Genomic DNA, 25,316 nt, shown 5'->3' with positions numbered 1-25,316 from the left:
TTAGATTCATTGTTCCATAATTCCCCCATCTGCACAATTAAGACTGCTGTTATTTATTGTCTGCAAGGCTATAATTCGCGCACTTTAGAAGAATTGAGGACAGCTTGTGACACTCGCAATATTTGACTTAGACGGCACATTATTAAACGGCGACAGTGATTACACTTGGGGACAATTTCTGGTCGAGAAAGGCCTAGTAGACAGCCAAGAGTACAAACAGGCGAACGATAAGTTCTTCGAAGAGTACCAAGCAGGTACTTTAGACATTCATGAATATTTGGCGTTTAGCTTAGAACCACTCACCAAGTTTTCAAAACAAGAACTCGCTAAACTTCATAACACTTTTATGCAGGAAAAAGTTCAGCCGATGATGCAAGAAAAAGCCAACGCTTTGCTAAAACATCACAAAGACCAAGGCCATTTCTTGCTGATGATTACTGCGACCAATCAGTTTGTTACTGGGCCAATTGGCGATGCCTTGGGCATGGATCATATTATTGCGCCTGTACCAGAGATTATTGATGATCACTACACTGGGAAAATTATTGGCGTGCCAAGCTTTCAAGCAGGCAAAGTCACTCGCCTAAACGATTGGTTGGCTGAAACAGGATATTCAATGGAAGGCAGCTATTTCTACAGCGACTCTCGTAATGATTTGCCACTGCTAGAACTAGTCACACACCCAATTGCTGTTGATGCCGATGAGACATTAACAAAAATTGCCCAGGACCGTGGTTGGCAACATATTTCGTTAAGAGATTAATCAACGAAACGATGAAAACAAAAAAGCGCTGCCAGATATAATCTGGCAGCGCTTTTTACTATTACATTCTATAAACAAACGGAGCTTATAAGCCCATATTGTTATGTATACGATAAAATAGCGCTTTTAGATATTCCGTTTCTTCAATCGCAGGATGGACTGGGTGATCAGGCGCTTGTGTTCCACGATAGATTAATTGTGAGAAACGCTCTAATTGACGACTGTTACTGCGAATTATATCGTGCAATCGTCCAGTCTCTAAATGCATAGAACAAGAGCCCGACACCAAAATCCCGCCCTTCGCAACCAAGCGCATCGCCAGCTGGTTAGCACGATGATATGCTCCTTCACCTGCTTTAATATCTTTACGGCGAGCAATAAACGCTGGAGGATCCATAACCACAACATCGAAGCGCTCTTTGTCTTCAATCAAAGACTGCATCGCCTCAAAGGCATCACCATGCATTAAGTTAGAACCACCTTCATATTGATTCAACTTAAGGTTTTCACCTACATGACTCAACGCACTCTCAGACGCATCAATAAAAGTAACATCGGTTGCACCAGCTGATGCCGCTTGAACTCCCCAACCACCAATGTAGGAAAATACGTCTAATACGCGCTTTCCATCACAGAAGTTTTGCATGGTTTTACGGTTTTCACGGTGATCATAGAACCAGCCTGTTTTTTGTCCATCCCACACTGGCGCTTGGAACAACACACCATTTTCTTGTAGGAAAACCAATTCTGGCACCGTACCGAAAGCTTCTTCAACATAAGTCTCAAGGCCTTCAATTTGACGCATCTTGCCATCATTTTTCATCAGAATAGCTGACGGCTTCACCACATCTTGCAAAGCTTCAACAATTTCGTTTTTCACGCGTTCCATGCCTGCAGTCGAAATTTGTACGACCAATACATCGGCAAAGCGATCAACCACTAAGCCAGACAAGCCATCAGAATCACCAAAAACAAGTCGGTAATATGGCGCAGGATACGTAAGCTCGCGCAAAGATAACGCAATTTTTATACGATGAACCAAAGTCGATTTATTTAAAAACGTATCGGTACTACGGCTCATTAAGCGACCACAAATCAAGGTATTAGGATTGATTGTCGCAATTCCAAGAGGTTTACCTTGAGCTGTTTCGACAACAACCTGATCCCCTGGGGTAAATTGCTTTAATGGCGTCGCTGAGGTATCTACCTCATTACTGTATATCCATTGATGTCCAGCCCTTAATCGGCGATCAGCTTGACCTTTTAGTCGAATAACACTCAAAATTTTCACCCAGTATATTTAAAAAACGCTATTATAAAGACTCTAGATTCAATTGCTACGAATTACGTGGCAGTAAAGTTACTTGCCTTAAAGAAGTATGCCATGTCATCTACATTAAATGAAAATCAGCTTAAACTTATCCTGCAAGGCATTAGCATTCCACCACAGCCACAGATAATGGTGGATCTACACATGGAACAGGCCATGCCTGACCCAGACATGGACCGTATATCAGATATTATTTCACAGGATGTGAGCCTTTCAGCGGCCGTATTAAAACTGGTCAACTCAGCGTCTTTTAATTTGCCTAAAAAAATTACCTCAATTCAAAAAGCGGTGATGCTGCTTGGCCCAAATAGTGTCACTAATATTGTTAATGGCCTTGCGGTAAAAAGCGAATTGTCTGATGAGGCAATACAATCACTGCACAGTTTTTGGGACACAGCCAGCGAAGTTGCGGCGATTTGCTCCAGCCTAGCCAACCAACTTGGTTTTAAATATCAAGATGAATGCTATGCATTAGGGCTGTTTCATAACGCTGGTATCCCTTTGATGCTTAAACGCTTTGACGGTTACCAAGATGTGTTAAAACAAGGCTATCAAGACCCTGAGTTCAATCTAACCGACCTCGAAAACCAAACCTTTAAAACTAACCACTCTGTGATTGGCTATTATTTAGCAAAGTCATGGGGATTGCCTAAAAGTTGCTGCGCTGTCATAGCCAAACACCATCGGGTCGAATATCTATTTCGCCACAGAGTACCGGGCGACTCTATCAACCTAACCTTTGCTTCCATTTTAAAAATGGCTGAACACATAGCATCTACTTTCAGGCATATAGGTGGAGCAAATGAAGACCATGAATGGCAAAAAATTGGCCATTACGCTCTGGATCATTTAGAACTGACGGAATACGACTTCGAAGGCATGATTGAATTGTGCCACGAGCAGGGAATCGGAACGGTTTAACTCTTTGGTTGCATTATTTTACTAGCAAGCATCTATAAAAACGCCCAAGTCATTTGTTTGTAAATGACTTGGGCGTTTTTATTTAGACATCTTTTTCGAGGCACAATGTTCTAACGAGGGAACATCACCAAATGATCTAAATGGACGCTTAATCCAATTTCCTGACCAACAGAATGATTGTGATGGGAAGAGGCAAAACAATATACCACCTTGCCAGAAGACAATTTCACTCGATATAAAAAATGCGACCCTCGAAACCAACGACTGACAATAACGCCAACAAACTCACTGTCGTCATCATGCAAAATATCATCAGGACGGACCAACAAATCCACTTCTGTATTGTCAGCGAAACCGTGATCTAAATCTCCACGGATATTGCCTAAGTCAGAATGCACACAATCTGGCCCGCAGACGGTTGCCGTTAAGAAGTCCCCATGACCAATAAAACTTGCCACAAAGCGTGTTTTTGGCCGATGATAAATCTGATACGGTGAACCAGTTTGATGAATCACCCCTTCGCTCATAACCGATACCTGATCCGCCATGGCAAAGGCTTCCATCTGATCATGCGTCACCAATAAAGCACTCATTTTTTCATGCTGTAATATGGCCCGTATATCAGGCACTAGCTCTTCTCTTAGCTTGGCATCCAGCCCAGAGAAGGGTTCATCCATTAGCAATAATTTAGGCTTTGGCGCAATAGCTCGTGCCAAAGCGACGCGTTGCTGCTGTCCACCAGACAGAGAGTGCGGATAGCGAGACTCAAAACCTGCCAACCCAACTAAGTTTAACAAGTAAATCACACGTTCTTGTACTGACTCTTTAGGCCAAGCAGACAAGCCAAAAGCAATATTTTGTGCAATGGTAAGATGTGGAAACAAGGCGATATCTTGAAAAACCATACCAATAAAACGATGTTCAGGATTCACACTGTGAGATGGACTAGATATAACCTCGCCATCAATGCCTATTTCCCCCGCCATTAAAGACTCAAAGCCCGCAATGGCACGCAACAAGGTAGATTTACCGCACCCACTTGGTCCAAGCAAACAACCTATCTGCCCTTCTAATAACTTAAAGGAAGCATTTTTGACAACCGCATTCCCCTCGTAACCAACCGATACATCGGTCAATATCATTTCTTTCAATAGTTTATGAGGAGGTAACGATGACATTTGCAATCCTATTATTACTCAACTTTATTTAGCACTGTCAGTGCGAGAAGAAATGGAACGACTCAATAAAATCACTGGCACTAACCCCACCAGCACTATCATTAACGATGCTGGCGCAGCGTCAACTAAGCGTTCATCTGACGCCAGTTCAAACGCTCTCACCGCTAAGGTATTAAAATTGAACGGTCGCAATACCAAGGTAGCAGGTAATTCTTTTAGAACATCGACAAAGACAATTAAGATCGCCGTTAGAACAGAACCTTTTAATAACGGAATATGGATGCGCGTTAATACTTTAAAAGGCGACATGCCGAGCGAACGCCCAGCCATATCCATACTAGGCTTGATTTTTCCAAGACCATTTTGAACAGCGCCTAACGACACCGCCATAAATCGAACCGTGTAGGCAAATAATAGTGCCACTAACGTACCTGAGAAAATTAAGCCAACTCTGTCACCACTGTAATGTTTAACCAAATCAATAATTCGATGGTCTAACCAAGCCAACGGAACAATAGTACCGATCGCGATAATGGTCCCGGGCAAAGCGTAACCTAAACCAGCGATTCCAACCGATGCTCTAACTGTTTTACCGCTATTCAAACGAATCGCATAGCTCAGCACCAAGGCCAAACTCACCACTATCAAAGAAGCCATCGCAGCAAGATAAAATGAATTCCACGCCAATTGAATAAAGTTTGTTCCGGGCATTTCTGCTTTAAATATCGCCCAATACGCCAGCACACTTACAGGAATAAGAAAGCCCACTAGAATGGGGAATAAACAAAAAATGCAAGCCATCAATCCTCGGCCACCGCTTAAAACGATGCGCCGACTGCTGGCTTTTTTTAAACCTGATGCATGATAGCGAATACGATGTCGTGAATGCCGCTCAAGCAGTATCAACACAGCGACAAATATAAGTAAAACACCCGCTAACTGAGAAGCAGCTGCCACATCACCAAAACCATAAAAAGTTCGTAAAATACCTGTAGTGAAAGTATTTACACTGAAATATTGTACTGTGCCGTAATCTGCCAATGTCTCCATAAGTGCCAAGGTTAAACCAGTCACAATAGCAGGACGAGCAAGAGGAAGTGCCAATTTGAAAAATACAGCACGGCCAGAGTAACCAAGTGTGCGACTGACTTCTAACGTATTCTCTGATTGCTCTAAAAAAGCCGCTCGGCTCATTAGATACACATAGGGATACAGCACCAAAGTTAGCATAACAATGGCACCTCCGAGCGAGCGAATTTCAAAGAACCAATATTCACCATATCGCCAACCAGTTAGTTCGCGAATGAAGGTTTGCACTGGGCCTGCGAAATCCAATACTCCAGTGTAGGTATAGGCAATAATATAGGCAGGCACCGCCATAGGTAACAGCAAGGCCCAAGAAAGGAATGCACGACCAGAAAAATCGCACATACTAGTTAACCAAGCACAAGGCACACCAATTATCAGCACACCAGTGCCAACACCCAACATCAGTAACAAAGAGTTAGATATATACTCCGCTAATACGGTCTGATAAAGGTGTTGCCACACCTCACTATCACCGGTCAAAACGTTAATCACTACAACCAAGATGGGTAATGCTAAAATGGCAGCAATTAGCATTGCCGCCATTTTCAACCAATTCCACTTAGACTTACTTGCTAAACTCGGATGAGCTAAATTAGCCATTAATAATCAAAAACCATATAAGAAAACTCGTTATACTGAGCGAACATCAGAAAAATCACTTCCAACCAGCAATATCCATAACTTCAACGGCTTCACGGTTATTTTCACCAAGTTGGCTCAATGAAATAGTATCCGCACGGAAGTTACCAAATGGCGCCAGCATTTCTGGGGCACCAATGTCTTTTACGACAGGGTATTCGTTGTTCACATGTGCATACCATTCTTGAGACGCTTGATTGGTAAGAAACTCCAGCAGCAAAGTGGCATTTTCAATATTTGTTGCTGCTGCCGTAATGCCTGCACCACTCACATTTACATGAGCACCGCGTTCACCCTCAGCCTGATTAGGCCAAAACAATTTCACCTTATTATAAACGGCTCTTTCGTCTGAGCGGTCACTTTGACCAAGACGGCCATAATAATAAGTGTTCGCCAGAGTTAAATCACAAACACCTGCAGAAACCGCTTTCAGTAGATCCACATCTCCACCAAACGGCGGGCGCGCTAGGTTCGATATTAGCCCTTTAATCCAAGCTTGAGTTTTCTCACGACCATCCGCATCCAACATGGAAGCAACCAAAGACTGGTTATAAATATTAGCTGATGAACGTACGCAAATACGGCCTTTCCACTTTGGATCAGCAAGGTCTTCGTAGGTAGACAAATCTTTGGGGGAGACTTTTTCAGGATTATAAAAAATCACGCGAGCACGCTGAGACAAACCAAACCAATAACCATCGATGTCGCGTAAATGGCTTGGAATATTAGCACTCAATACATCACTTTGGATTGGTTTTAATACCCCTGCCGCTTTTGCACGGTGCAAACGGCCAGCATCAACCGTAATAAAAACATCCGCAGGACTGGCATCCCCTTCTGCTTTCAAACGGCTTAACAAAGCATCGGCAGACCCAGTAATAAGGTTAACAACTACATCGTTCTGTTCTGAAAATGTATCTAAGACCGGCTTTATAAGAGATTCTTTACGGGCAGAATAGATATTCACTTCGCCTTTGGCTTGTAAGCTAGTGGAAACAAGCAGTGACGAAGCTAACGCTGCAAACCCGACATAGCTCAATATTGGTTTTTGCCCTTGCGTTTTAATCGTTTTGCGTAGTTTCACAAACATACTCACCTTCCAACAATTTAATGGACTCCCTCCTCCTAAAGCACCATATATATGACGGTAGTGAGAGAAAAGACCGTAAAAAAAGAGACAAGAAATTAGCACAACACACAGCCAAACACTAGCGATTATCATTTATTTATAGAGTTATACTCAGGAGATTCGGCAAGAAAAAACAAAGGTAAAATCATAGATTAATTTGTTTTTCAAATACGCTGATCTATTAAACAAAAGTATTAAATAGCATCGATAACCATTAAATTACGACCCTTAATACTTAAAGCTTAGTGAAGTAGTTGATTAAGGCCATCACCAATAGCCAAAGCATCATCTAATTCATAAATGATGCCTTCAGGTAAACCTGCTGCTTTTGCGACTGCTGAAGGGAAACCTTCCCGAACTAAATCGTATTCTCGCTCATTACGAATACAGGCATTTATGTAGCAGGCTAGATTTAATACACAAGCAAGCGAATTAGGCTCACCATCTGAAAAAGGACGTTTATGCTGTTGCACAGCGTAGCCTAGTCCGGCAGGAAATTTCCATAAGTCCATTAGTGCTTTACCCGCATCCTGAGTCGTAAAGCCAAGTAAATCTTGCTCTGCTTTAACACGACCAGCCTTTCGGTTAGCCACCAAAGTGTGAATTTCTTTCGCGATATCAGGCTCAGTTAGGTGCAACAATAACCGGCCGATATTATGAACGATACCTACAGTAAACGCCTCGTCTTCTTGAACCAAAGGCGAGCGTTTGGCAAACCACTGCGCCAACTCAGCGACCCGAAAAGAATCAGCCCAAAACTCAGACAGTTTTATTCCATCCACCTTTGCAACGGAATTAGAAAAACCAGAAGCAATCACTAAGGTCCTTAGTTTGTCCGTACCAAGCAAAACGGTTGCTTCATCTATCGAAGAAATTTTTCTAGATAAGCCAAAATAAGCTGAATTAACTATTCGTAATACTTTTAAAGAAATCGTCTGGTCATGGGAAACACGTTCAGTAAGATCAGAATAATTTACATTAGGATCACTAAGCAGCTGAATGAGTTCACGAACGACATCTGGGACATTGGGAAGTTTATCCGTTTTCTTCAGAAGATCAGTTGGTTGCATACCATTCAGCCCTTTACTCTAATTAGTTATATATCTATACATGCAGAATAAGACAGCCAATGTGTTTTGCAACCGGAAATACGTAGCGTTTTGAAAACACGCTTTTCGCCTCACTATTATGAACGACCGCACTGACACCCTATTAAGAAAAAGAAGACAAACCTGCAGCACGAGCAACCAGCTTTTTCTTCAAAGATTCACCTTTATTAAACTGCTTCATGCCGATATTTCTAAGCTGAACAACCAGAGGTTGCTGTGTAGAAAATAAACGTTTAAACGATTCCATTCCAGCCGCCATGGCAATATTATCCAGCATTCGAGCGCGTTGATAACGGCGTAGAACCCTAGTCGCTCCTAAGTTCTCGTTACGTCGATACGCTTTCTCCAACACTTCCACCAAGGCTTTTACATCACCAAACCCCAAGTTGGCCCCTTGTCCAGCGAGAGGGTGAATTGTATGGGCAGCATCACCTATCAATACCAGCCCAGCTTTAACATACTGCTTGGCATGACGTTGTCTCAACGGAATGGCCTGACGAACCTGAGTAAGCCCGAGTACATCAAAGCGTTTGTTCATTGCGTAATGTAAACGGCGACAAAAAGCGTCTTCGTCGAGAGCCAGCAGAGATTCAGCGTCTTTTGGTGGCACAGACCAGACGATGGAAACAAAATGCCTCTGATCGACCGAAGGAAGTGGCAGAAATGCCAGAATTCCTTCTTCTCCGAAACTCTGCCAAGCGGTATTTTCATGGGGTTGAGCAATCTCGATCGTAGTGACAATCGCATGATGCCCATAATCCCACTCAACCGTATCAAAAGCATTTTCGCTGCGAAGTTTGGACATAGCACCATCTGCAGCAACAATCACCTGAGCGTCCAAAACATGGCCTGATGTCAGTTCTACTCTTACTCCAGACTCACTTAATTGATGAGAATCTAAAGTATCGTCTAAATACAAGTCGATGTTTTTTGAACGTCGAACTTGTACCATTAATTGCTGATTTAACACCGCATTTTCGACTAAATGACCAAGCTCAGGCATGGTCGTCGCTTGAGCATTAAAATCAATATATCCCTCACCAAGCCCATCCCAAACCACCATATTGTCGTAAGCCGCAATACGGTCTTGGTCAATACCTTGCCAAACGCTAGCTTGCTCAAGCAAGGCTTTTGATTGACTGGAAATAGCACTCACTCGAGCATCGTAGGCTGGCGGAGTCGACAGACGATATTCACCGTTATGTTTATCGACAAGCGCAATGCGTAAAGAAGATTTGGCTAATAATATCGCTGACAAAGCACCTACCATTCCAGCGCCCACAATAATTAAATCATACGATTTAGCCATCTAACTTGTCTCCGTCTCGTCTAAGTGGTGTTTATCGACTTTCAGCCATTAAGGCCTCAATGTCAGCAATTTCTTTTGGCAGTCCGTGGGTTAATACATAAGGACCATCAGCGCGGATAAGCACGTCGTCTTCAATACGAATGCCGATACCTCGCCATTTAGCATCAACCGATTCGTTGTCTGCCGAAACATACAAACCTGGCTCAATGGTTAACACCATACCTTCTTCTAACAAGCGAGATTCGCCAGCAACTTTGTAAGCGCCACAGTCATGCACATCAAGCCCCAACCAATGCCCAGTATTGTGCATATAAAAATCTCGATATGCTTTGCTCTCGATCAGGAAATCCACATCGCCAGTTAACAATCCGTGAATCACTAAACCTTGTGTTAGTGTCCGAACCGCTGCGTTATGACAAGCCTCGTACGGCGTTCCCACGTTAAGCTCTTTCATTCCCGCATTGTAAGCGTCTAATACCACTTGATATAAAGCCGCTTGCGGCTCACTAAATTTACCTGTTGCAGGAAAGGTACGAGTAATGTCCGCGGCGTAGCATCCCAACTCAGCCCCCGCATCAATTAAGATCAGGTCGCCCTCGTCGATCTCTTCGTCATTTTTGATGTAATGCAAAACACAAGCATTGCTGCCTGAGGCGACAATATTGTTATACGCAGGTTGGCGCGCACCGGATTTCATAAACACGTAATTCAATTCAGCTTCTAACTGATATTCATTCATCCCCGGACGAACAGAGCGCATTGCCTGTTTATGAGCTTCAACACTAATTTGCGCTGCGGCTTCCATAATGGCAATTTCTTCAGCATCTTTATGCAAACGCATTTCAGCAACATGAGGGGCAAGGTCGATGAAGCTTGCAGGTGCAACAGCGCCGACTCTGACCCGTGCGGCAATAGCATCACGCCAGCTGGCAATTTTTTCGCGTAAAACATCATCATTAAACAAATACACCACATGCTCCACGCCATCCAGAGCAGAAAAAGCGACCTTGTCTAACTCTTCTAGCGGAGCAGCATCACTTGCGCCAAAATTTGCTATCGCCCCTTCACTACCAAAACGGAAACCATCCCACTGCTCACGCTCAGGATCTTTTGGCAGAGTGACGAGCGTCATCTCGCCAGCGCCATAAATAATGGCGTAGGCGCTTGGCTCAGGAAACCCCGTTAAATAGAAAAAACTACTATGAGGACGAAACTCATACTCACAATCATTATTACGAGTGGCTAGCTCACCCGTTCGTATAACCACCACACTGTTTTCAGGCAATGATTGCATCAAACGCTCACGGCGAGCCTGATAAGTCTGAGTATCAATTTTCATAGAAGGTCTCACTTATTAATTGTCATTCCATCAAATACCATCGGTCACATTTTTCTTAGACGCTTTATTAGTGCAAAGTACTTAATGCAAAGGATTCTGTTTAGTATGATCAATATCTGGGTTGATATCATGATGCTCTGTATACATCATCATCGCTGATAACCTGACATATTCAACCAGCTCGGTTAAATCGGCTTCATTGTCATTGTTGTCTTCTAATGCACGCATTTCTGCTTGCATGCCAGAGATATTGGCAAAATCACGTAAGATTTGTTTGGTTTCATCAGAGAGTTCATTCTTCTGACCAGATAAACCATAACCCGCCAAAAAGCCATGCGCCCATTGAGATAAAGTCACACCTCTTTCACATAATTCGGCATCTTCGTCTGAAATACTTGGCACAAGTGCAAACTCACCATTTTGAAGCAAGGTTAACGTAGCAGTATAAAGTTCAACAATAACGGCTCGACTTGCTTCTTCTTTCCAGCCTTCAATGTCACAAAACTCTACCACCATCTTGAGCCAGTCTTCTAATGGCAAAGTCACACCAGAAGCCAAATAACCACAAAGCTGACCGTGCAACTCGGAAGGTGACGCCGTGATAGATTCAGTAACAAAAACATCGGCGATTAAATCGAAGTCCAATGCGTCTTTTAACATTTCCGTGGACATATCATGCCAACCTTTTGCTGTTCAGTTTATAAAAAAAGAAGCCGCACCTAATGGCGCGGCTTTCTGTCCCATCTTGCGATCTTATCTCAACAATATGGGGCAGTTATACAGACCTTTCAAGTCTATCAGGCTAGTTGCTTAAGACCAGACTCTAGTGTTTGCAGTATCAAAGTGTTGATTGTCATTGGACCAACGCCACCAGGAACTGGCGTATAGGCCGCAACGCGATCCTTCAAGGGACCCAGTTCGATATCACCAATTCCACCAGGATGGTAACCAGCATCGACAACGATTGCCCCGTCTTTAATCCATTCTGCTTTGATTAACTCAGGCTTGCCTACAGCGCCGACGATTACATCGGCTTGCTTAACAAATTCAGACAAGTTTTGAGTACGAGAGTGACACATTGTTACCGTAGCATTGGCGTTCAACATCATCATCGCCATCGGCTTGCCAAGAATTGGACTACGACCAACCACAACAACATGCTTCCCTTCTAATGCTATGTCGTAAGCGGCAAGCAAACGCATAATACCCGCTGGAGTCGCTGCACCGTAAGCAGGCTCTTTCATTGCCATACGGCCAAAGCCAAGACAAGTCACACCATCGACATCTTTATGAGCAGCAATCGCATCAAAACATAGACGCTCATCAACTTGTACTGGAACGGGATGCTGTAGCAAAATCCCATGCACATCAGGGTTATTATTTAGCTCATTAATTTTGTTTAAAAGCTGCTCTGTCGTAGTGCTTTCAGGCAGTTCAATGGCCATAGAATCCATGCCAACGCGACGGCAAGCATTGCCTTTCATTTTCACATAAGTGGCTGATGCTGGATCAGCACCCACTAATATTGTTGCTAAAATAGGGGTGCAACCGGTACGCGCTCTAAGCTCAGTAACTTGAGCCTTTAGGCGGTTTTCAGTTTCTTTGGCGCAAAGTTTGCCGTCAAGAACCAGTGCAGTCATGAATGAGCTCCAGTAAAATTAGAGTGATGTATGAGGGAGCGGCATTATACCTCAACTTTTGTTTCGATACGCAATGCCTAAAACAATTTGTTCCTCAAAATGGAAAATCTTCCCCTTTTGCTCTTTAATACCTAATTATGCAGGCTCTAAATAGTCCACTAGTAGCTGCAGATTACGCTGACCTCGAAACTCATTCACATCCAGCTTATAAACCAAGCGTGCTTGAGTCGCTTTATCATTGGGCCATTGGTCTAAATCGACAAAAAAACTAATCGCATCCAGCAATAGCCCACTGCTCGGCTCGCGTACCATAAGCTTCAGGTGCTTTTCACCCACGATACGCTGCTGCAGAATATCAAATACACCATCAAAACAGGGTTCAGGAAACATTTGTCCCCACGGACCAGATAAACGAACTTGCTCGGCAAAACTCAAACTAAAATCTTCTGGCGCCAGCGGCCCATCAGTCAATAAGGTTGCTTCTAACTGTTCTGGCGTCACCCACTCAGTAATGATGGCATCGAATGCCAGCTGAAAAGCCTCATAGTGAGACTCTTTAATCGACATCCCCGCCGCCATTGCGTGACCACCAAACTTGCTGAGCAATTGTGGATAACGCTTAGCCAATAAATCCAATGCATCGCGAATATGCACTCCAGGGATGGAACGCGCTGACCCTTTTAATTCATCTTCACCCACTCGGGCAAAAGCAATCACCGGGCGATGGCATCTGTCTTTCATTCGCGAGGCTAAAATGCCAATCACGCCTTGATGCCAATCCGCATCATAAAAGCACATACCATTTGGCATTTCCTGCTCTTCGTCCAACAAAGACTCAAGCACTAACTCTGCCTGCTCTTTCATATCAGACTCGATGGCTTTGCGCTCGCGATTAAACTGATCTAACTGCTGCGCATAATTACGCGCCTGATGTGGATGAACCGCCAACAGACATTCAATGCCAACCGACATATCATCAAGCCGCCCAGCCGCATTTAATCTGGGACCGACAACAAAACCCAAGTCTGATGCCTTCAATTGAGTATGATCACGACGCCCTACTTCTAATAAAGCAAGGATACCAGGACGCGCTAACCCAGCCTGAATTCGCTTAATGCCTTGCTGAACCAAAATACGGTTATTGGCATCCAAAGGCACTACATCGGCCACCGTACCAAGCGCAACCAAATCTAAATAGTCCGCCATTTTCGGCTCTGGAATATGCTGATCAGCAAACCAGTTACGACTATTCAACTCGGCTCTTAACGCCGACATCACGTAGAAAATCACCCCAACACCAGCTAAATTCTTGCTTGGAAAACCACAATTTGGATGGTTTGGATTCACAATAGCATCGGCATTTGGCAGCGTATCACCGGGCAAATGGTGGTCAGTCACCACCACCTTCATACCGTAATTTTTTGCCGTTAGCACACCATCAATACTGGCAATGCCATTATCCACCGTGACTAAAACATCTGGCGATCGCTCTTGCGCGACTTCAACAATTTCAGGCGTCAGTCCATAACCAAATTCAAAGCGGTTTGGCACCAAATATTCTGGAGAAATCGCGCCCATTGCTTCTAAAGCAAGAATCCCAAGACTGGTACTAGTCGCACCATCCGCGTCAAAATCTCCAACAATCAAAATTTTCTGACCAGCCACAATAGCATCCGCCAAAATCACGGCTGAATTTTTTAGATCAAATAAAGAATCAGGTCTTAATAAATGCGGTAAGCGATAGTCCAATTGAGCAACAGATACTACATCACGAGACAAAAAGACTCGTTGTAACGTCGCAGACATTGTTGATGGAAAGTCATTTTTATCAACCGGTACAGCTCGGCGCTCAATACGCATAGTAGTCTCTAAGTCAGGATAAGTAGATAGCTAAAGAATAACACGAAAGTGATGACTCGCGCGCGCCTTGCTATTACGAAAAGAAACGCCAGCTCACCAGTCTAAAAGAGCATAAAGTGCTTAAAAATCAACCTATTGAAAACATTATACTTTGTTACATTAGACGTAAATATATGAGGTTTTCTTACAAAAGTGACGCAAAAAAGGAATATTTCAGGCTATCGCCTTTTTCTCCCAACACCTGACCAGAAAGTTAAGATGTTCGGTGCTATGATGCCGCACTTTTTTGATTTGGATAGACGTCCTAAAGATAAAAACTGAGTAACTCTCGCTTTAACTCATCGGAAAAAAATATGAATAATCACACTTCCGTGGCAGACAAGCCACAATCAAACCAGCGTTTTGCCTTGATAGCTCTAACATCACTGTTTTTTATGTGGGGTTTTATCACCTCACTAAATGACATTCTAATACCGCACTTGAAAGGCGTTTTCGATCTTAACTACACCCAAGCAATGATGATTCAAATGTGCTTCTTTGGCGCTTACTTTATCGTCTCGATCCCTGCTGGGAACTTGGTTAAAAAAGTGGGATTTCAGCGCGGTATTGGCATCGGCCTAATGATTGCTGCGGCTGGCTGCTTGCTTTTTGTTGCTGCTGCAAAAGCACAGCAATACAGCATATTTTTAACAGCTCTGTTCGTTTTGGCTGCAGGCATTACTATTCTTCAAGTTGCCGCCAATCCACTTGTAACTGTAATGGGTCCAACCGAAACGGCGTCAAGTCGTTTGACCCTTTCTCAAGCCTTTAACGCATTGGGTACAACGGTTGCTCCTCTTGTAGGTGGTGCACTGTTGTTCACTGTCGCTGGGCAATACGCGACGAAAGCCCAAGAAGCGGAAAGTGTAATCATTCCTTATATCGGTTTAGCGATTTTGCTGATTCTTTTAGCGGCAATCTTTACTCGAATCAGCCTTCCAACGCCATCGAATATAGAAGAAGATACTACGGATGCACCCAGTGTTAGTATTTTAAAACACCGTCATCTAGTTCTAGGGACTGTCGCTATATTCATGTATGTGGGTGCAGAAGTTGCTATCGGCAGCCTACTAGTGAATTTCTTTGGCCTTGAAAATATTGCAGGGCTTGCAGAAGCCGATGCGGCTCATTACGTTGCCTACTACTGGGGTGGTGCTATGGTTGGACGCTTCATTGGTGCCGCTTTGATGCAGCGTATTTCTGCCGGCAACTTACTGACTTTTAACGCTTTAGCCGCCATTGCATTGATTGTAAGCGCGATTATGAATGATGGGCATGTTGCTATGTGGTCTATCTTATTAGTTGGCCTGTTCAATTCCATTATGTTCCCAACCATCTTCAGCCTTGCACTAAAAGACCTTGGTCCACAAACTAGCCGTGGTTCCGGCTTGCTTTGCTTGGCGATTGTGGGTGGCGCTATATTGCCTGTATTGCAGGGTTCTATTGCGGATTCAATTGGTCTGCAAATTTCGTTCGTAATGCCTGTAATTTGCTATCTATATATTGCTTACTTCGGTGTATTTGGCTCTAAGCCCGTGATTCGATAAACACACAGAATACGTCGCCTTTATAAAAGACTTTCATATAGGGTGAGCCATTATGGCCACCCTATTTTATTTCAAACTTTAACCTTTACGTGTTCTATTTCGACCTGAACGCTTTGCGCTGTATAAGTAATTATCAGCTAGGGTAATAGCCTCTCTAAGTGAAGTCGTTTCATTCATCGTTGCCACACCAAAACTCATGGTCATTTGGAACTTATGATCCAAATAAGCAAACTCATATTTTTCAACACGCTTTCGAATAGACTCCGCCAAAGCAAAAGCTTCAAGGTCACTGCAATCACATACAGCGATCAAGAATTCTTCGCCGCCCCATCGAGCCGCCAAATCGCTCTCAGAAAGAGACTCTTCAATAATTTTAGCCAATTGAGAAAGTGCATAATCTCCCGCATCATGGCCATATTCATCGTTAATGCTTTTAAAGAAGTCAACATCAGCCAATAGCAGATGAAAACTCGAATAAGAACTTGCTTCAAGCCGCTGTAGCATTCCCCTACGGTTTAATAACTCAGTCAAAGAGTCTGTATAGGCTACCAACTTAAGCTTAGCTGACGTCTCTTTTAGCTCCTCATTAAACCGAGCCATGGAGTACTCATAAATCCCAGAAAGAAACACAACCACAATAAATGAAAATAGAATTCTCGATTTCAGCGTAGGATCATAACCAAACTCAGCAAAGTGATTATTAGTAAAAAACATAGTAATGATCAAAGCAATCGTAAATAGAGCAAGCTCAATCATGCCTCTCTTCATGCCATGCAAAAACAAAGAAACGGCTGGAACACAATATATCCAAACATGCCCAGTACCACTTACCCCACCTGTGTAGACAAGATAAATCATCAAAATATAAAGTGGGTAAATAACAAAATTACCAGACACCGCATAGTTATGGGTATAGCGCAGATAAACATGGTTCACCGCGTATAACAGCGCAATAAACAGCAAGCAGATCCCCAAAGTGACCTTGCCTTCAAATAGTGAAACAAGCCCTAGAGGAAGAGTAAAAAGAATACCAACGGAGGCAAAAAGATTGATAATGAAAATCCGACGAATATCTTCAGAGAAAACATCATCGGTTATTCCGACATAAAAAAACTTCAACCATGCGGATTTAGTTTTATTATTTTTAGCATTTTCGGCTTTCAATTTATATGAATGTTTTGTCATGCGTATTCTCCGACCCAGCGATACTAAGTCGCAATGGTGGGGAAAATTTGAACAAACTCCCCAATACGCACAATCCTACACCAAAGCCTGAAATAGCTCCCCTAGAAATCAGCAACGCTTACAAATTACAACAATTCATATACTTAGCTATACTTAGCCATCTAAGCTGGATACAAACGTGATAACAAAACAGGCACAACGGTTTCAACTTTTAGGATTCTATCCCCTAAATGTACCGATTCCATTCCCGCTTCGTGCCACTTACTCACCTCAAATTCATTCCAACCGCCTTCTGGACCAAGAGCTAGGACACAAGGCTGCTGGATATCAATAGGACAACGCTTTGCTAAATAGGGATGAGCAAGTAACCCAACTTTGTCTTTTAAAATAGCCGGCAATTGATCTTCTACAAAAGGACGAAAACGAGGAATAAGCGTCCAGTTAGGCATAATAGTATCTTTTGCTTGCTCTAGGCCTTCTAACAAACATTGATGAATAGATTCCGTTTGTAATACGGGGCTTTGCCAATAGCTTTTTTCTACTTTGGCTGAATGAATAAGATATAAATCCTTTACTCCCATCGCGGTTATATTCTGCAAGGTTCGCTTCAGCATATTTGGCCTTGGCAAAGCCATAACCAGCACCATGGGTAAAGGCTCTGGTGGCTGTGAAGATAAATTTAACGAATGGATATAGCCAAATTGATTGTCGTCGCTTGGTGGTTCATAAATACCCTCTCCAATTTTTCCATTCAACATCCCCACTCGCAGAACATCACCTTGTTGCGCTTTAATCACTTTTGAAACATGGGTTTGTTGGCGTAAAGAGAGTCCGTAAAGGCCATCACCAAGGGTATTTTGAGGATCGAGTAAAATTATATTCATATGACAGGCGCAAAAGTATGAAGGAAAAAGAAACGGCCAATCTTAGATTGGCCGTTAATATTAGTCTTGCTGAACTATTTAAAACTAGATTTTATCTGCAACAAACGCCTGGACATCACTCAGACTATTATCTAACACTTCATAAGATTCTTCTCTCTCGAAAAGATCTTTCATGTGCTCTGGCAGCACAGGCGTTTCGCAGCCAGCTTTTTCAACGGCTTCTGGAAACTTAACAGGATGCGCTGTTGCTAAAGTAATCATAGGAACAGACTGATCTTTCCAGCAATGACGAGCCGCTTCAAGGCCTATCGCCGTGTGCGGATCAAGCAAGTATTGTGTTTTAGCAAACACATCTGCAATCACTTCACAGGTTTTCTCATCATCCACTTTATAGCTATCAAAGTTTTCTTTCACAAAAGACCAAGCTTGATCATTTAAGGACACATCGCCTTTATTAAAGCGCGCCATCAAATCATCAATCTCCGCACCATCACGACCATGAGCATCGAACAACAAACGCTCGAAGTTGCTTGAAACCATGATATCCATACTCGGCGACAAGGTGACATTCAAAGACTGGCGACTCATGTCGTTTTCAGCGATCACACGATGCAAAATATCATTTTGGTTAGTAGCAACCACAAGCTGATCAATTGGTAAGCCCATTTTCTTCGCCAAGTAACCAGCAAAGATATCGCCGAAGTTACCTGTTGGCACAGAAAAAGACACCTTACGATGCGGCGCGCCAACTGACAAAGCAGAAGAAAAATAGTAAACGATCTGAGCCATGATACGCGCCCAGTTAATCGAGTTAACCGCGCCCAGCTTAGCGCCTTTCAAGAAAGACTGATCCGCAAAGCTCGACTTCACCATGCCTTGGCAATCATCAAAATTACCTTTTACCGCAATATTAAACACATTATCGTCAATAACTGTGGTCATTTGACGACGCTGCACTTCAGATACACGCTGGTATGGATGCAAAATGAAAATATTCAGATGCTCTGAATGACGACAACCTTCAATAGCAGCAGAACCTGTGTCACCTGATGTGGCCCCAAGAATGACCAGTTTTTCCTTGCGCTCAGACAGAACATAATCCATCAAACGACCAAGTAGCTGTAGGGCAAAATCTTTAAACGCTAAGGTTGGGCCGCGGAATAATTCCAGTATCCATTCGTTGTTACCAACCTGAACCATAGGCGCGATAGAAGTATGATTGAAGCTCGCGTAAGCATCATCAATCATAGTTTTAAATGCGTCAGCTGGAATATCACCTTCAACAAACGGCCACATTACCTTGAAAGCAAGCTCTTGGTAACTCAAATTCGCCCAAGAAGCGATCTCTTCTTTGCTGTAATGAGGTAAGGTTTCTGGCACATACAAGCCACCATCATTTGCCAAACCAGCCAATAACACATCACCAAAAGAAAGCGCTGGCGCTTTACCACGAGTAGAAATGTATTTCATATTTGTTCTCTCTTACGCCAAGTTTTCAACACGGATTCGTTGTACTGTTCCAGCAACATCCGGCAAGGCTTCAATTGCTGCTATCGCAGCATTCATATTGCGTTCTTTTACATCATGAGTCATTACAACTAATGGCACTAGTTCGCTGCCTTCGCGCTCACGCTGAATAAGAGACTCGATGCTGATATCGTTAGTCGACAGAATTTGTGTGATATTTGCCAAAACACCAGCACGATCTTTAATGGTCATGTTAAGGAAAAAGCCACATTCAATTTCTTCCACAGGTAAGATTTGCACATGAGATAAAGAGTCTGCTTGGAATGCAAGGTGAGGCACTCTATTAGTTGGATCTGCCGTTAAAGTACGAGCCACATCAATCACATCGGCGATAACAGAAGAACCTGTTGGCAATGCGCCTGCTCCAGCACCATAAGTCAAAGTCGGCCCAACAACATCCCCTTGAACCATAATGGCATTCATCACGCCATTCACATTGGCCAAAAGCTGCTTATGAGAAATCAAAGTCGGGTGAACGCGCAATTCAATACCCGCTTTAGAGCGACGAGCGATCCCCAAATGTTTTATTGCATACCCCAGATCATCGGCAAAACCAACATCCTCAGCGGTAATTCGGCTAATACCTTCGGTATAGGTTTTTTCGAACTGTAAAGGAATACCAAATGCAATAGATGCCAAAATGGTTAATTTGTGTGCAGCATCGATACCTTCGATATCAAACGTTGGATCTGCTTCGGCGTAACCCAGCGCTTGCGCTTCTGCCAATACATCTTCAAAGTCGCGGCCTTTTTGACTCATTTCTGTCAAAATAAAATTACCGGTGCCGTTGATAATCCCCGCCAACCACTCAATTCGGTTAGCAGACAAACCTTCACGAATTTGCTTGATGATAGGAATGCCGCCAGCAACCGCTGCTTCAAACGCTACGATCACGCCTTTTTCTTGAGCTTTGGCAAAAATTTCATTGCCATGCTCTGCAATAAGCGCTTTGTTTGCTGTAACAACATGCTTGCCATTTTCTATGGCCGTAAGAACCAGCTCTTTAGCAACAGACGTTCCACCAATCAGCTCAAGAACAATATCGATCTCAGGATTATTAACCACCTCAAAAATATCACGGGTAATATTAATACCGGTGGTATCACAAGCGTCGTTATCGCGACGTGCACCTATTTGCTCAATAACAATACTGCGACCCACACGTCGTGTAATCTCTTCCGCATTATTACGAAGAATGTTAAAACTACCGGACCCCACTGTCCCCAGCCCACAAATTCCGACTTTTACCGGTTTCAAAACAATACCCCACAGAGACAATTTAATTTTTATAGGTTATTTAACCCTTTCTAAAATACAGGCTAAGCAACAAGTTGATTCATTATAACGCCAGTGTTATTCAAACCCAACGTAGAAAAGGCTGAAGAAGGCTCATGTTTAGTGGAATATTTCGCGATTAGACTATAGCCCGAGGTGTTTAACCAACTCGGCTGCAGGCAAATAACCTGGTAGAAACTCACCATTACCCAACACAATGCTTGGCGTTCCACGAACACCCACTTCGTTTCCTAGTTTATACTGATCTGCTACTGGGTTAACACATTTGTTTTCAGGAATCTCAGCACCTAGTTTTGCTTGAGTAAGCCACTCTTTAGGGTCAGCAGAACACCAAATGCTCACCATTTTTGTATACGCTTCTGAACCAATGCCCGCTCTTGGATAAGCTAAGTAACGAACAGTCACACCAGCTTCGTTAAGCTTTGGCACTTCTTTATGAAGCATTCGACAATAGCCACAATCAACATCCGTAAATACAGTGATATGTGCCTTTTCGTTCTTCGCCTTATAGACGATCATTTGCGACTCAGGAAGTGTTTCAATTTTAGCCAATTTGGCTTTTTCGGTTTCATTCTCAAGCGTTGTATTATCAATGCGGTAAAGGTCACCAGCGACAAAATACTTACCATCTTGCGTCACATGCAATGTTGGACCATTTTTTAAAACAACAACATACAAACCCGCACCTTCATGCAATTCAGCACTTTCGACTTCGTATTGAGGCAGCGCCATTTTAACAGCAGATAAAACAGCGGATTGATCAGCAAATACTGCACAAGAAAGAGAAAAAAACATACTCATTGCAATAAAGCGAGATAGGGAACGGAAAAAACTCTTCATGGAGAACCTCAAAGACATGATAAATAGTCTCTATTAGGCCATACGAACGGGGGTTAGTTCCATAAAAAAAGGCGACTCGCGTCGCCTTTTTTTAATAAGAAAAAATTAACGTTTAGCCAATTTTTCTTTGATACGTGCAGATTTACCAGAACGCTCGCGTAGGTAGTAGATCTTAGCTTGACGCACGTCACCGCGGCGTTTAACTTCGATGCTTTCAACCAAAGGGCTGTACGTTTGGAAAGCACGCTCAACACCGATACCGCTAGAAATTTTACGAACGGTAAATGCTGAGTTAAGACCACGGTTACGCTTAGAGATTACAATGCCTTCATAGGCCTGTAGACGCTCGCGTGAACCTTCTTTAACTTTAACTTGAACAACAATAGTGTCACCAGGACCGAAGGCTGGGACTTCTTTTGTCATTTGTTCAGCTTCTAACTGCTGAATCAGTTTAGTTTTATTACTCATGGATGTGACTCCTAATGATATGGTTTCTTATCAGCATGAAGGTTCTTCTGTCTGATAAGCTCGCAATTCCTACTCTGCCGAGGTTGAATCTTCAGTTTCGCGAATAAACTCTTCTAACAGCAACTGCTGTTCCTTGTCCAACTCAAGGTTCTGCAGAAGGTCTGGCCGGCGCTGAAAAGTTCTTGCGAGCTTTTGCTTTAAACGCCAGCGTCTAATCTCCTCGTGGTTGCCACTAAGCAGCACCGATGGCACAGGTTCACCATTTAGCACTTCCGGGCGAGTATAATGCGGGCAGTCCAACAAACCATCAGAGAATGAATCTTCATCCGCAGACGCTTGTTTTCCCAATACTCCTGGAACCATGCGGAACACAGCATCCATAAGCACCATTGCCGGCAACTCACCACCGCTTAGGACAAAGTCGCCAATTGACCATTCTTCATCAATCTCAGATTGAATCAAACGCTCATCAACGCCTTCATAACGGCCTGCTACCAGAATAAATTCTGCTTGTTTAGCAAGCTGTTGCACGCCTTCTTGCGTTAGCGTACGCCCTTGAGGGGATAGATAAATAACTTTTGCATTGGGCACCGATAACTTGGCACTCGCAATGGCATCTTTGAGAGGCTGAACTTTCATCAGCATCCCTGGACCACCACCGTAAGGTCGATCATCTACAGTCTTATGTTTGTCATGTGTAAAGTCGCGAGGATTAAAAAAATCCACCTCAACCAACCCAGACTTAATGGCTCTGCCTGTTACTCCATATTGAGTAATGGCCTGAAACATCTCCGGAAAGAGCGATATAACGCTAACCTTCACGTTGTGACCTCAGCTTATCTGTTTAAAATTCTGGATCCCAGTCCACTACCATTTCCTGCTGTTCTAAATCGATGTTTAAAACATAAGTTCCTGGAGCATAAGGAATCAATCGCTCTTCACGATCAAAGCTACCTTCACACGCGCGGACAACTATTACATCATTCGCACCAGTTTCCATAAGTTGAGAAACCTTCCCTAAGAGGACACCCTCTTTGGTAATAACCCTCAGTCCTTCCAGTTGGCTCCAGTAATAATCACCTTCTTCCAAATCTGGCAGTTCTGCTGCATCTATATAAACGTCCATACCACAGATATCTTTTACTTGATCCCTGTCGGTATAACCTTTTACCGATGCTACCAAACCTCGTCCTTGCAGACGGCCTTGGCTTAATTCTACGATTTTCCACCCACTAGGAGTTTTCAACCACCAATGCTTGTAATCAAAGATCCCTTGCATTGGGTCGGTGTGTGAATATAACTTCACCCACCCTTTAACACCATATACCGATGTAATGCGTCCAACCACAAGGGCTTGCTCAGGAGCGGCCGCTTGTTTTAACTCAGACATAGCATTACCTCAGTATTAAGCGTTTTTGCTAGCATCTTTTACAAGCTGCGCAGCACGGTCAGAAAGTTGAGCGCCTTGGCTAACCCAATGATTTACGCGATCTAGATCGATGCGTAGACGTTCTTCTTGACCACGAGCAACAGGGTTAAAGAAACCCAAACGCTCGATATAACGACCATCACGAGCACGACGGCTATCAGCCACGTTCAAATGATAGAATGGGCGCTTTTTAGAGCCACCACGAGAAAGACGAATAGTTACCATATGATTGGTTCCTTATTGCTTAACGAAACACCCCTTGCCGAGTCGTATTTTTGACTCATACAACAAGAAGGCGGCATATTCTAGTCGATTAACTAGAAAAACAAAAGGGCGAATTACTCACCCAGACATTAAAAACGGCAGTTTTTTAACTGCCGTTAGTAAAAACAAGAAGATATGATTAAAATTTAGGGAAATTTCCGCCGCCAGGCATGCCACCACCTGGCATCATTCCACCCAAGCCACGCATCATTTTCTTCATTCCGCCTTTAGCGCTCATCTTCTTCATCATCTTCTGCATTTGTTTATGCTGTTTTAAAAGACGATTCAAATCTTGAATTTGTAAACCCGCACCTGTTGAGATGCGTTTTTTACGAGAACCATTAATCACATCAGGGTTATGACGTTCTGCTGGCGTCATGGAATTAATCAAGGCTTCCATTTGAACAAACATTTTGTCATTCACTTTATCTTGGATATTGCCTAGCTGTCCGCCCATGCCTGGAAGCTTATCTAACATGGAACTCATACCGCCCATGCTTTTCATTTGCTGAAGCTGTTCTTTGAAGTCGTCTAGATCAAAACCTTTGCCTTTCTTCAGCTTACCAGCAAGCTTTTCAGCTTTTTCCTTGTCGATCTTCTGTTCTGCTTCCTCTATTAAGGAAAGCATGTCGCCCATACCAAGGATACGAGACGCTAAACGGTCAGGATGGAAAGGTTCAAGTGCGTCCGTTTTTTCTCCCACACCTAAAAACTTAATCGGCTTACCTGTAATGTGACGAACAGATAAAGCCGCACCGCCACGAGCATCACCATCTGTCTTGGTAAGAATCACGCCTGTAAGAGGCAAGACATCACCAAACGCTTTGGCTGTATTCGCCGCGTCTTGCCCCGTCATGGCATCCACAACGAACAAGGTTTCAATTGGGTTAACTGCTGCATGCAGCGCTTTAATTTCTGCCATCATGTCTTCGTCAATCGACAATCGGCCAGCCGTATCGACAATCAAAACGTCTTTATGGCCTTTCTTGGCATAATCAATGGCATTATTAACGATGTCGATTGGCTTTTGTGACAGATCGCTAGGGATGAAATCTACACCCACTTCACCCGCCAAGGTTTCAAGCTGCTTAATAGCCGCAGGACGATAAACGTCCGCACTAACAACCGATACCGATTTTTTCTCACGCTCTTTTAAGTATTTCGCCAATTTAGCGGCAGATGTGGTTTTACCCGCCCCCTGCAAACCAGCCAATAAAATAACGGCTGGACGAGCTACACGAAGGTTAAGACCATCGTTCGCTTGCCCCATAACACTTTCGAGTTCCTGCTTTACAATTTTCAGGAAAACTTGACCTGGACTCAAGCTTTTGGATACTTCAGCCCCTATCGCACGTTCTTTAACCGCGCCGATAAAATCTTTAACAACAGGTAAAGCAACGTCTGCTTCAAGAAGCGCCATACGCACTTCACGCAACACTTCTTGAATGTTGTCTTCAGTTAATTTAGCTCGACCTCGAATGCGATCAAGCGAGGAAGTTAAGCGATTCGATAAATTGTCGAACATATTGCC

23 protein-coding genes are annotated in these 25,316 nt (G+C 43.4%); 3 read left to right on the top strand and 20 right to left on the bottom strand.

Annotation, left to right across the window (positions count from 1 at the left end):
* Nucleotides 1-106 precede the first annotated feature (106 nt).
* On the top strand, nucleotides 107-763 hold the full coding sequence (locus AC2A4J_RS18035; protein WP_484177007.1) for a histidinol-phosphatase: 657 nt from the start codon (nucleotides 107-109) through the stop codon (nucleotides 761-763).
* An 85-nt stretch (nucleotides 764-848) separates the two neighbouring features.
* Here the strand turns inward: AC2A4J_RS18035 and AC2A4J_RS18030 are convergent, their stop codons facing one another.
* A complete protein-coding gene (locus tag AC2A4J_RS18030; RefSeq protein ID WP_484177006.1) occupies nucleotides 849-2,045 on the bottom strand; it encodes a class I SAM-dependent rRNA methyltransferase in 1,197 nt (398 codons plus the stop codon).
* A 102-nt stretch (nucleotides 2,046-2,147) separates the two neighbouring features.
* On the opposite strand from AC2A4J_RS18030, the gene AC2A4J_RS18025 reads away from it, so the two are divergent.
* The gene (locus AC2A4J_RS18025; RefSeq protein ID WP_484177005.1) at nucleotides 2,148-3,014 is read left to right on the top strand and encodes an HDOD domain-containing protein; all 867 of its coding nucleotides are present in this window, start codon (nucleotides 2,148-2,150) and stop codon (nucleotides 3,012-3,014) included.
* A 110-nt stretch (nucleotides 3,015-3,124) separates the two neighbouring features.
* Here the strand turns inward: AC2A4J_RS18025 and AC2A4J_RS18020 are convergent, their stop codons facing one another.
* The 9 genes from AC2A4J_RS18020 to recJ all read right to left on the bottom strand — a co-directional run bounded on the left by AC2A4J_RS18020 (nucleotide 3,125) and on the right by recJ (nucleotide 14,306).
* The gene (locus AC2A4J_RS18020) at nucleotides 3,125-4,192 is read right to left on the bottom strand and encodes an ABC transporter ATP-binding protein (protein WP_484177004.1); all 1,068 of its coding nucleotides are present in this window, start codon (nucleotides 4,190-4,192) and stop codon (nucleotides 3,125-3,127) included.
* Between the two features lie 24 nt (nucleotides 4,193-4,216).
* Nucleotides 4,217-5,881, bottom strand: coding sequence for an ABC transporter permease (locus AC2A4J_RS18015; protein ID WP_484177003.1), 1,665 nt, complete (start codon nucleotides 5,879-5,881; stop codon nucleotides 4,217-4,219).
* 55 nt (nucleotides 5,882-5,936) lie between these two features.
* On the bottom strand, nucleotides 5,937-7,004 hold the full coding sequence (locus tag AC2A4J_RS18010; RefSeq protein WP_484177020.1) for a Fe(3+) ABC transporter substrate-binding protein: 1,068 nt from the start codon (nucleotides 7,002-7,004) through the stop codon (nucleotides 5,937-5,939).
* 287 nt (nucleotides 7,005-7,291) lie between these two features.
* Nucleotides 7,292-8,119 (bottom strand): HDOD domain-containing protein, encoded by an 828-nt coding sequence (locus tag AC2A4J_RS18005; RefSeq protein WP_484177002.1) that lies wholly within the window; start codon nucleotides 8,117-8,119, stop codon nucleotides 7,292-7,294.
* A gap of 142 nt (nucleotides 8,120-8,261) precedes the next feature.
* Nucleotides 8,262-9,467, bottom strand: a complete 1,206-nt coding sequence (locus AC2A4J_RS18000; protein WP_484177001.1) for a UbiH/UbiF/VisC/COQ6 family ubiquinone biosynthesis hydroxylase — start codon at nucleotides 9,465-9,467, stop codon at nucleotides 8,262-8,264.
* A gap of 31 nt (nucleotides 9,468-9,498) precedes the next feature.
* Nucleotides 9,499-10,806: an aminopeptidase P N-terminal domain-containing protein gene (locus AC2A4J_RS17995; RefSeq protein WP_484177000.1), complete on the bottom strand. Its 1,308-nt coding sequence runs from the start codon at nucleotides 10,804-10,806 to the stop codon at nucleotides 9,499-9,501.
* An 81-nt stretch (nucleotides 10,807-10,887) separates the two neighbouring features.
* Entirely contained in the window at nucleotides 10,888-11,478 is a 591-nt protein-coding gene (locus tag AC2A4J_RS17990) for a UPF0149 family protein (RefSeq protein ID WP_255828004.1), read from the bottom strand.
* 125 nt (nucleotides 11,479-11,603) lie between these two features.
* The gene (folD, locus tag AC2A4J_RS17985; RefSeq protein WP_484176999.1) at nucleotides 11,604-12,446 is read right to left on the bottom strand and encodes a bifunctional methylenetetrahydrofolate dehydrogenase/methenyltetrahydrofolate cyclohydrolase FolD; all 843 of its coding nucleotides are present in this window, start codon (nucleotides 12,444-12,446) and stop codon (nucleotides 11,604-11,606) included.
* Nucleotides 12,447-12,581: 135 nt separating this feature from the next.
* Entirely contained in the window at nucleotides 12,582-14,306 is a 1,725-nt protein-coding gene (gene recJ, locus AC2A4J_RS17980) for a single-stranded-DNA-specific exonuclease RecJ (RefSeq protein ID WP_484176998.1), read from the bottom strand.
* A gap of 353 nt (nucleotides 14,307-14,659) precedes the next feature.
* Here recJ and AC2A4J_RS17975 point away from each other — a divergent pair, with 353 nt between their 5' ends.
* On the top strand, nucleotides 14,660-15,892 hold the full coding sequence (locus tag AC2A4J_RS17975; RefSeq protein ID WP_255828001.1) for a sugar MFS transporter: 1,233 nt from the start codon (nucleotides 14,660-14,662) through the stop codon (nucleotides 15,890-15,892).
* Nucleotides 15,893-15,970: 78 nt separating this feature from the next.
* Here AC2A4J_RS17975 and AC2A4J_RS17970 read toward each other — a convergent pair whose 3' ends face one another.
* The 10 genes from AC2A4J_RS17970 to ffh all read right to left on the bottom strand — a co-directional run bounded on the left by AC2A4J_RS17970 (nucleotide 15,971) and on the right by ffh (nucleotide 25,310).
* Nucleotides 15,971-17,077 (bottom strand): GGDEF domain-containing protein, encoded by a 1,107-nt coding sequence (locus AC2A4J_RS17970; protein ID WP_484176997.1) that lies wholly within the window; start codon nucleotides 17,075-17,077, stop codon nucleotides 15,971-15,973.
* 161 nt (nucleotides 17,078-17,238) lie between these two features.
* Entirely contained in the window at nucleotides 17,239-17,961 is a 723-nt protein-coding gene (locus AC2A4J_RS17965; protein WP_484176996.1) for a 16S rRNA (uracil(1498)-N(3))-methyltransferase, read from the bottom strand.
* Between the two features lie 84 nt (nucleotides 17,962-18,045).
* Complete coding sequence (gene thrC, locus AC2A4J_RS17960) at nucleotides 18,046-19,431, bottom strand: threonine synthase (protein WP_484176995.1); 1,386 nt, start codon at nucleotides 19,429-19,431, stop codon at nucleotides 18,046-18,048.
* 12 nt (nucleotides 19,432-19,443) lie between these two features.
* Nucleotides 19,444-20,745 carry a homoserine dehydrogenase gene (locus AC2A4J_RS17955; RefSeq protein WP_484176994.1) on the bottom strand — a complete coding sequence of 434 codons (1,302 nt, stop codon included), beginning with the start codon at nucleotides 20,743-20,745 and terminating at the stop codon, nucleotides 19,444-19,446.
* Between the two features lie 162 nt (nucleotides 20,746-20,907).
* Nucleotides 20,908-21,624 (bottom strand): thioredoxin fold domain-containing protein, encoded by a 717-nt coding sequence (locus tag AC2A4J_RS17950; RefSeq protein WP_484176993.1) that lies wholly within the window; start codon nucleotides 21,622-21,624, stop codon nucleotides 20,908-20,910.
* Between the two features lie 105 nt (nucleotides 21,625-21,729).
* Nucleotides 21,730-22,092: a 50S ribosomal protein L19 gene (rplS, locus tag AC2A4J_RS17945; protein WP_255827995.1), complete on the bottom strand. Its 363-nt coding sequence runs from the start codon at nucleotides 22,090-22,092 to the stop codon at nucleotides 21,730-21,732.
* A gap of 69 nt (nucleotides 22,093-22,161) precedes the next feature.
* Complete coding sequence (gene trmD / locus AC2A4J_RS17940; RefSeq protein WP_114412617.1) at nucleotides 22,162-22,914, bottom strand: tRNA (guanosine(37)-N1)-methyltransferase TrmD; 753 nt, start codon at nucleotides 22,912-22,914, stop codon at nucleotides 22,162-22,164.
* A gap of 22 nt (nucleotides 22,915-22,936) precedes the next feature.
* Nucleotides 22,937-23,482, bottom strand: coding sequence for a ribosome maturation factor RimM (rimM, locus tag AC2A4J_RS17935; protein WP_113917778.1), 546 nt, complete (start codon nucleotides 23,480-23,482; stop codon nucleotides 22,937-22,939).
* Between the two features lie 15 nt (nucleotides 23,483-23,497).
* Nucleotides 23,498-23,746, bottom strand: a complete 249-nt coding sequence (rpsP, locus tag AC2A4J_RS17930; RefSeq protein ID WP_012071436.1) for a 30S ribosomal protein S16 — start codon at nucleotides 23,744-23,746, stop codon at nucleotides 23,498-23,500.
* A 178-nt stretch (nucleotides 23,747-23,924) separates the two neighbouring features.
* Nucleotides 23,925-25,310 carry a signal recognition particle protein gene (gene ffh, locus AC2A4J_RS17925; protein WP_255827994.1) on the bottom strand — a complete coding sequence of 462 codons (1,386 nt, stop codon included), beginning with the start codon at nucleotides 25,308-25,310 and terminating at the stop codon, nucleotides 23,925-23,927.
* Between the last annotated feature and the right edge of the window lie 6 nt (nucleotides 25,311-25,316).

It is taken from the genome of Marinomonas sp. ATLA20, from assembly GCF_057180105.1.
Note: the sequence above shows the minus strand (reverse complement) of the source record. Positions and strands in the feature narration are given on the sequence as shown.

Excerpts from the sequence above, each read along its gene's own strand:
- AC2A4J_RS18005 (WP_484177002.1), bottom strand. The coding sequence starts at position 8,119 with ATGCAACCAACTGATCTTCTGAAGAAAACGGATAAACTTCCCAATGTC.
- AC2A4J_RS18000 (WP_484177001.1), bottom strand. The coding sequence starts at position 9,467 with ATGGCTAAATCGTATGATTTAATTATTGTGGGCGCTGGAATGGTAGGT.
- AC2A4J_RS17970 (WP_484176997.1), bottom strand. The coding sequence starts at position 17,077 with ATGACAAAACATTCATATAAATTGAAAGCCGAAAATGCTAAAAATAAT.
- AC2A4J_RS17950 (WP_484176993.1), bottom strand. The coding sequence starts at position 21,624 with ATGAAGAGTTTTTTCCGTTCCCTATCTCGCTTTATTGCAATGAGTATG.
- thrC (WP_484176995.1), bottom strand. The coding sequence starts at position 19,431 with ATGAAATACATTTCTACTCGTGGTAAAGCGCCAGCGCTTTCTTTTGGT.
- rplS (WP_255827995.1), bottom strand. The coding sequence starts at position 22,092 with ATGAGTAATAAAACTAAACTGATTCAGCAGTTAGAAGCTGAACAAATG.
- AC2A4J_RS17975 (WP_255828001.1), top strand. The coding sequence starts at position 14,660 with ATGAATAATCACACTTCCGTGGCAGACAAGCCACAATCAAACCAGCGT.
- AC2A4J_RS18025 (WP_484177005.1), top strand. The coding sequence starts at position 2,148 with ATGTCATCTACATTAAATGAAAATCAGCTTAAACTTATCCTGCAAGGC.
- rpsP (WP_012071436.1), bottom strand. The coding sequence starts at position 23,746 with ATGGTAACTATTCGTCTTTCTCGTGGTGGCTCTAAAAAGCGCCCATTC.
- recJ (WP_484176998.1), bottom strand. The coding sequence starts at position 14,306 with ATGCGTATTGAGCGCCGAGCTGTACCGGTTGATAAAAATGACTTTCCA.
- AC2A4J_RS17990 (WP_255828004.1), bottom strand. The coding sequence starts at position 11,478 with ATGTCCACGGAAATGTTAAAAGACGCATTGGACTTCGATTTAATCGCC.
- AC2A4J_RS18020 (WP_484177004.1), bottom strand. The coding sequence starts at position 4,192 with ATGTCATCGTTACCTCCTCATAAACTATTGAAAGAAATGATATTGACC.
- AC2A4J_RS17965 (WP_484176996.1), bottom strand. The coding sequence starts at position 17,961 with ATGAATATAATTTTACTCGATCCTCAAAATACCCTTGGTGATGGCCTT.
- AC2A4J_RS18015 (WP_484177003.1), bottom strand. The coding sequence starts at position 5,881 with ATGGCTAATTTAGCTCATCCGAGTTTAGCAAGTAAGTCTAAGTGGAAT.
- ffh (WP_255827994.1), bottom strand. The coding sequence starts at position 25,310 with ATGTTCGACAATTTATCGAATCGCTTAACTTCCTCGCTTGATCGCATT.
- rimM (WP_113917778.1), bottom strand. The coding sequence starts at position 23,482 with ATGTCTGAGTTAAAACAAGCGGCCGCTCCTGAGCAAGCCCTTGTGGTT.
- AC2A4J_RS17995 (WP_484177000.1), bottom strand. The coding sequence starts at position 10,806 with ATGAAAATTGATACTCAGACTTATCAGGCTCGCCGTGAGCGTTTGATG.
- folD (WP_484176999.1), bottom strand. The coding sequence starts at position 12,446 with ATGACTGCACTGGTTCTTGACGGCAAACTTTGCGCCAAAGAAACTGAA.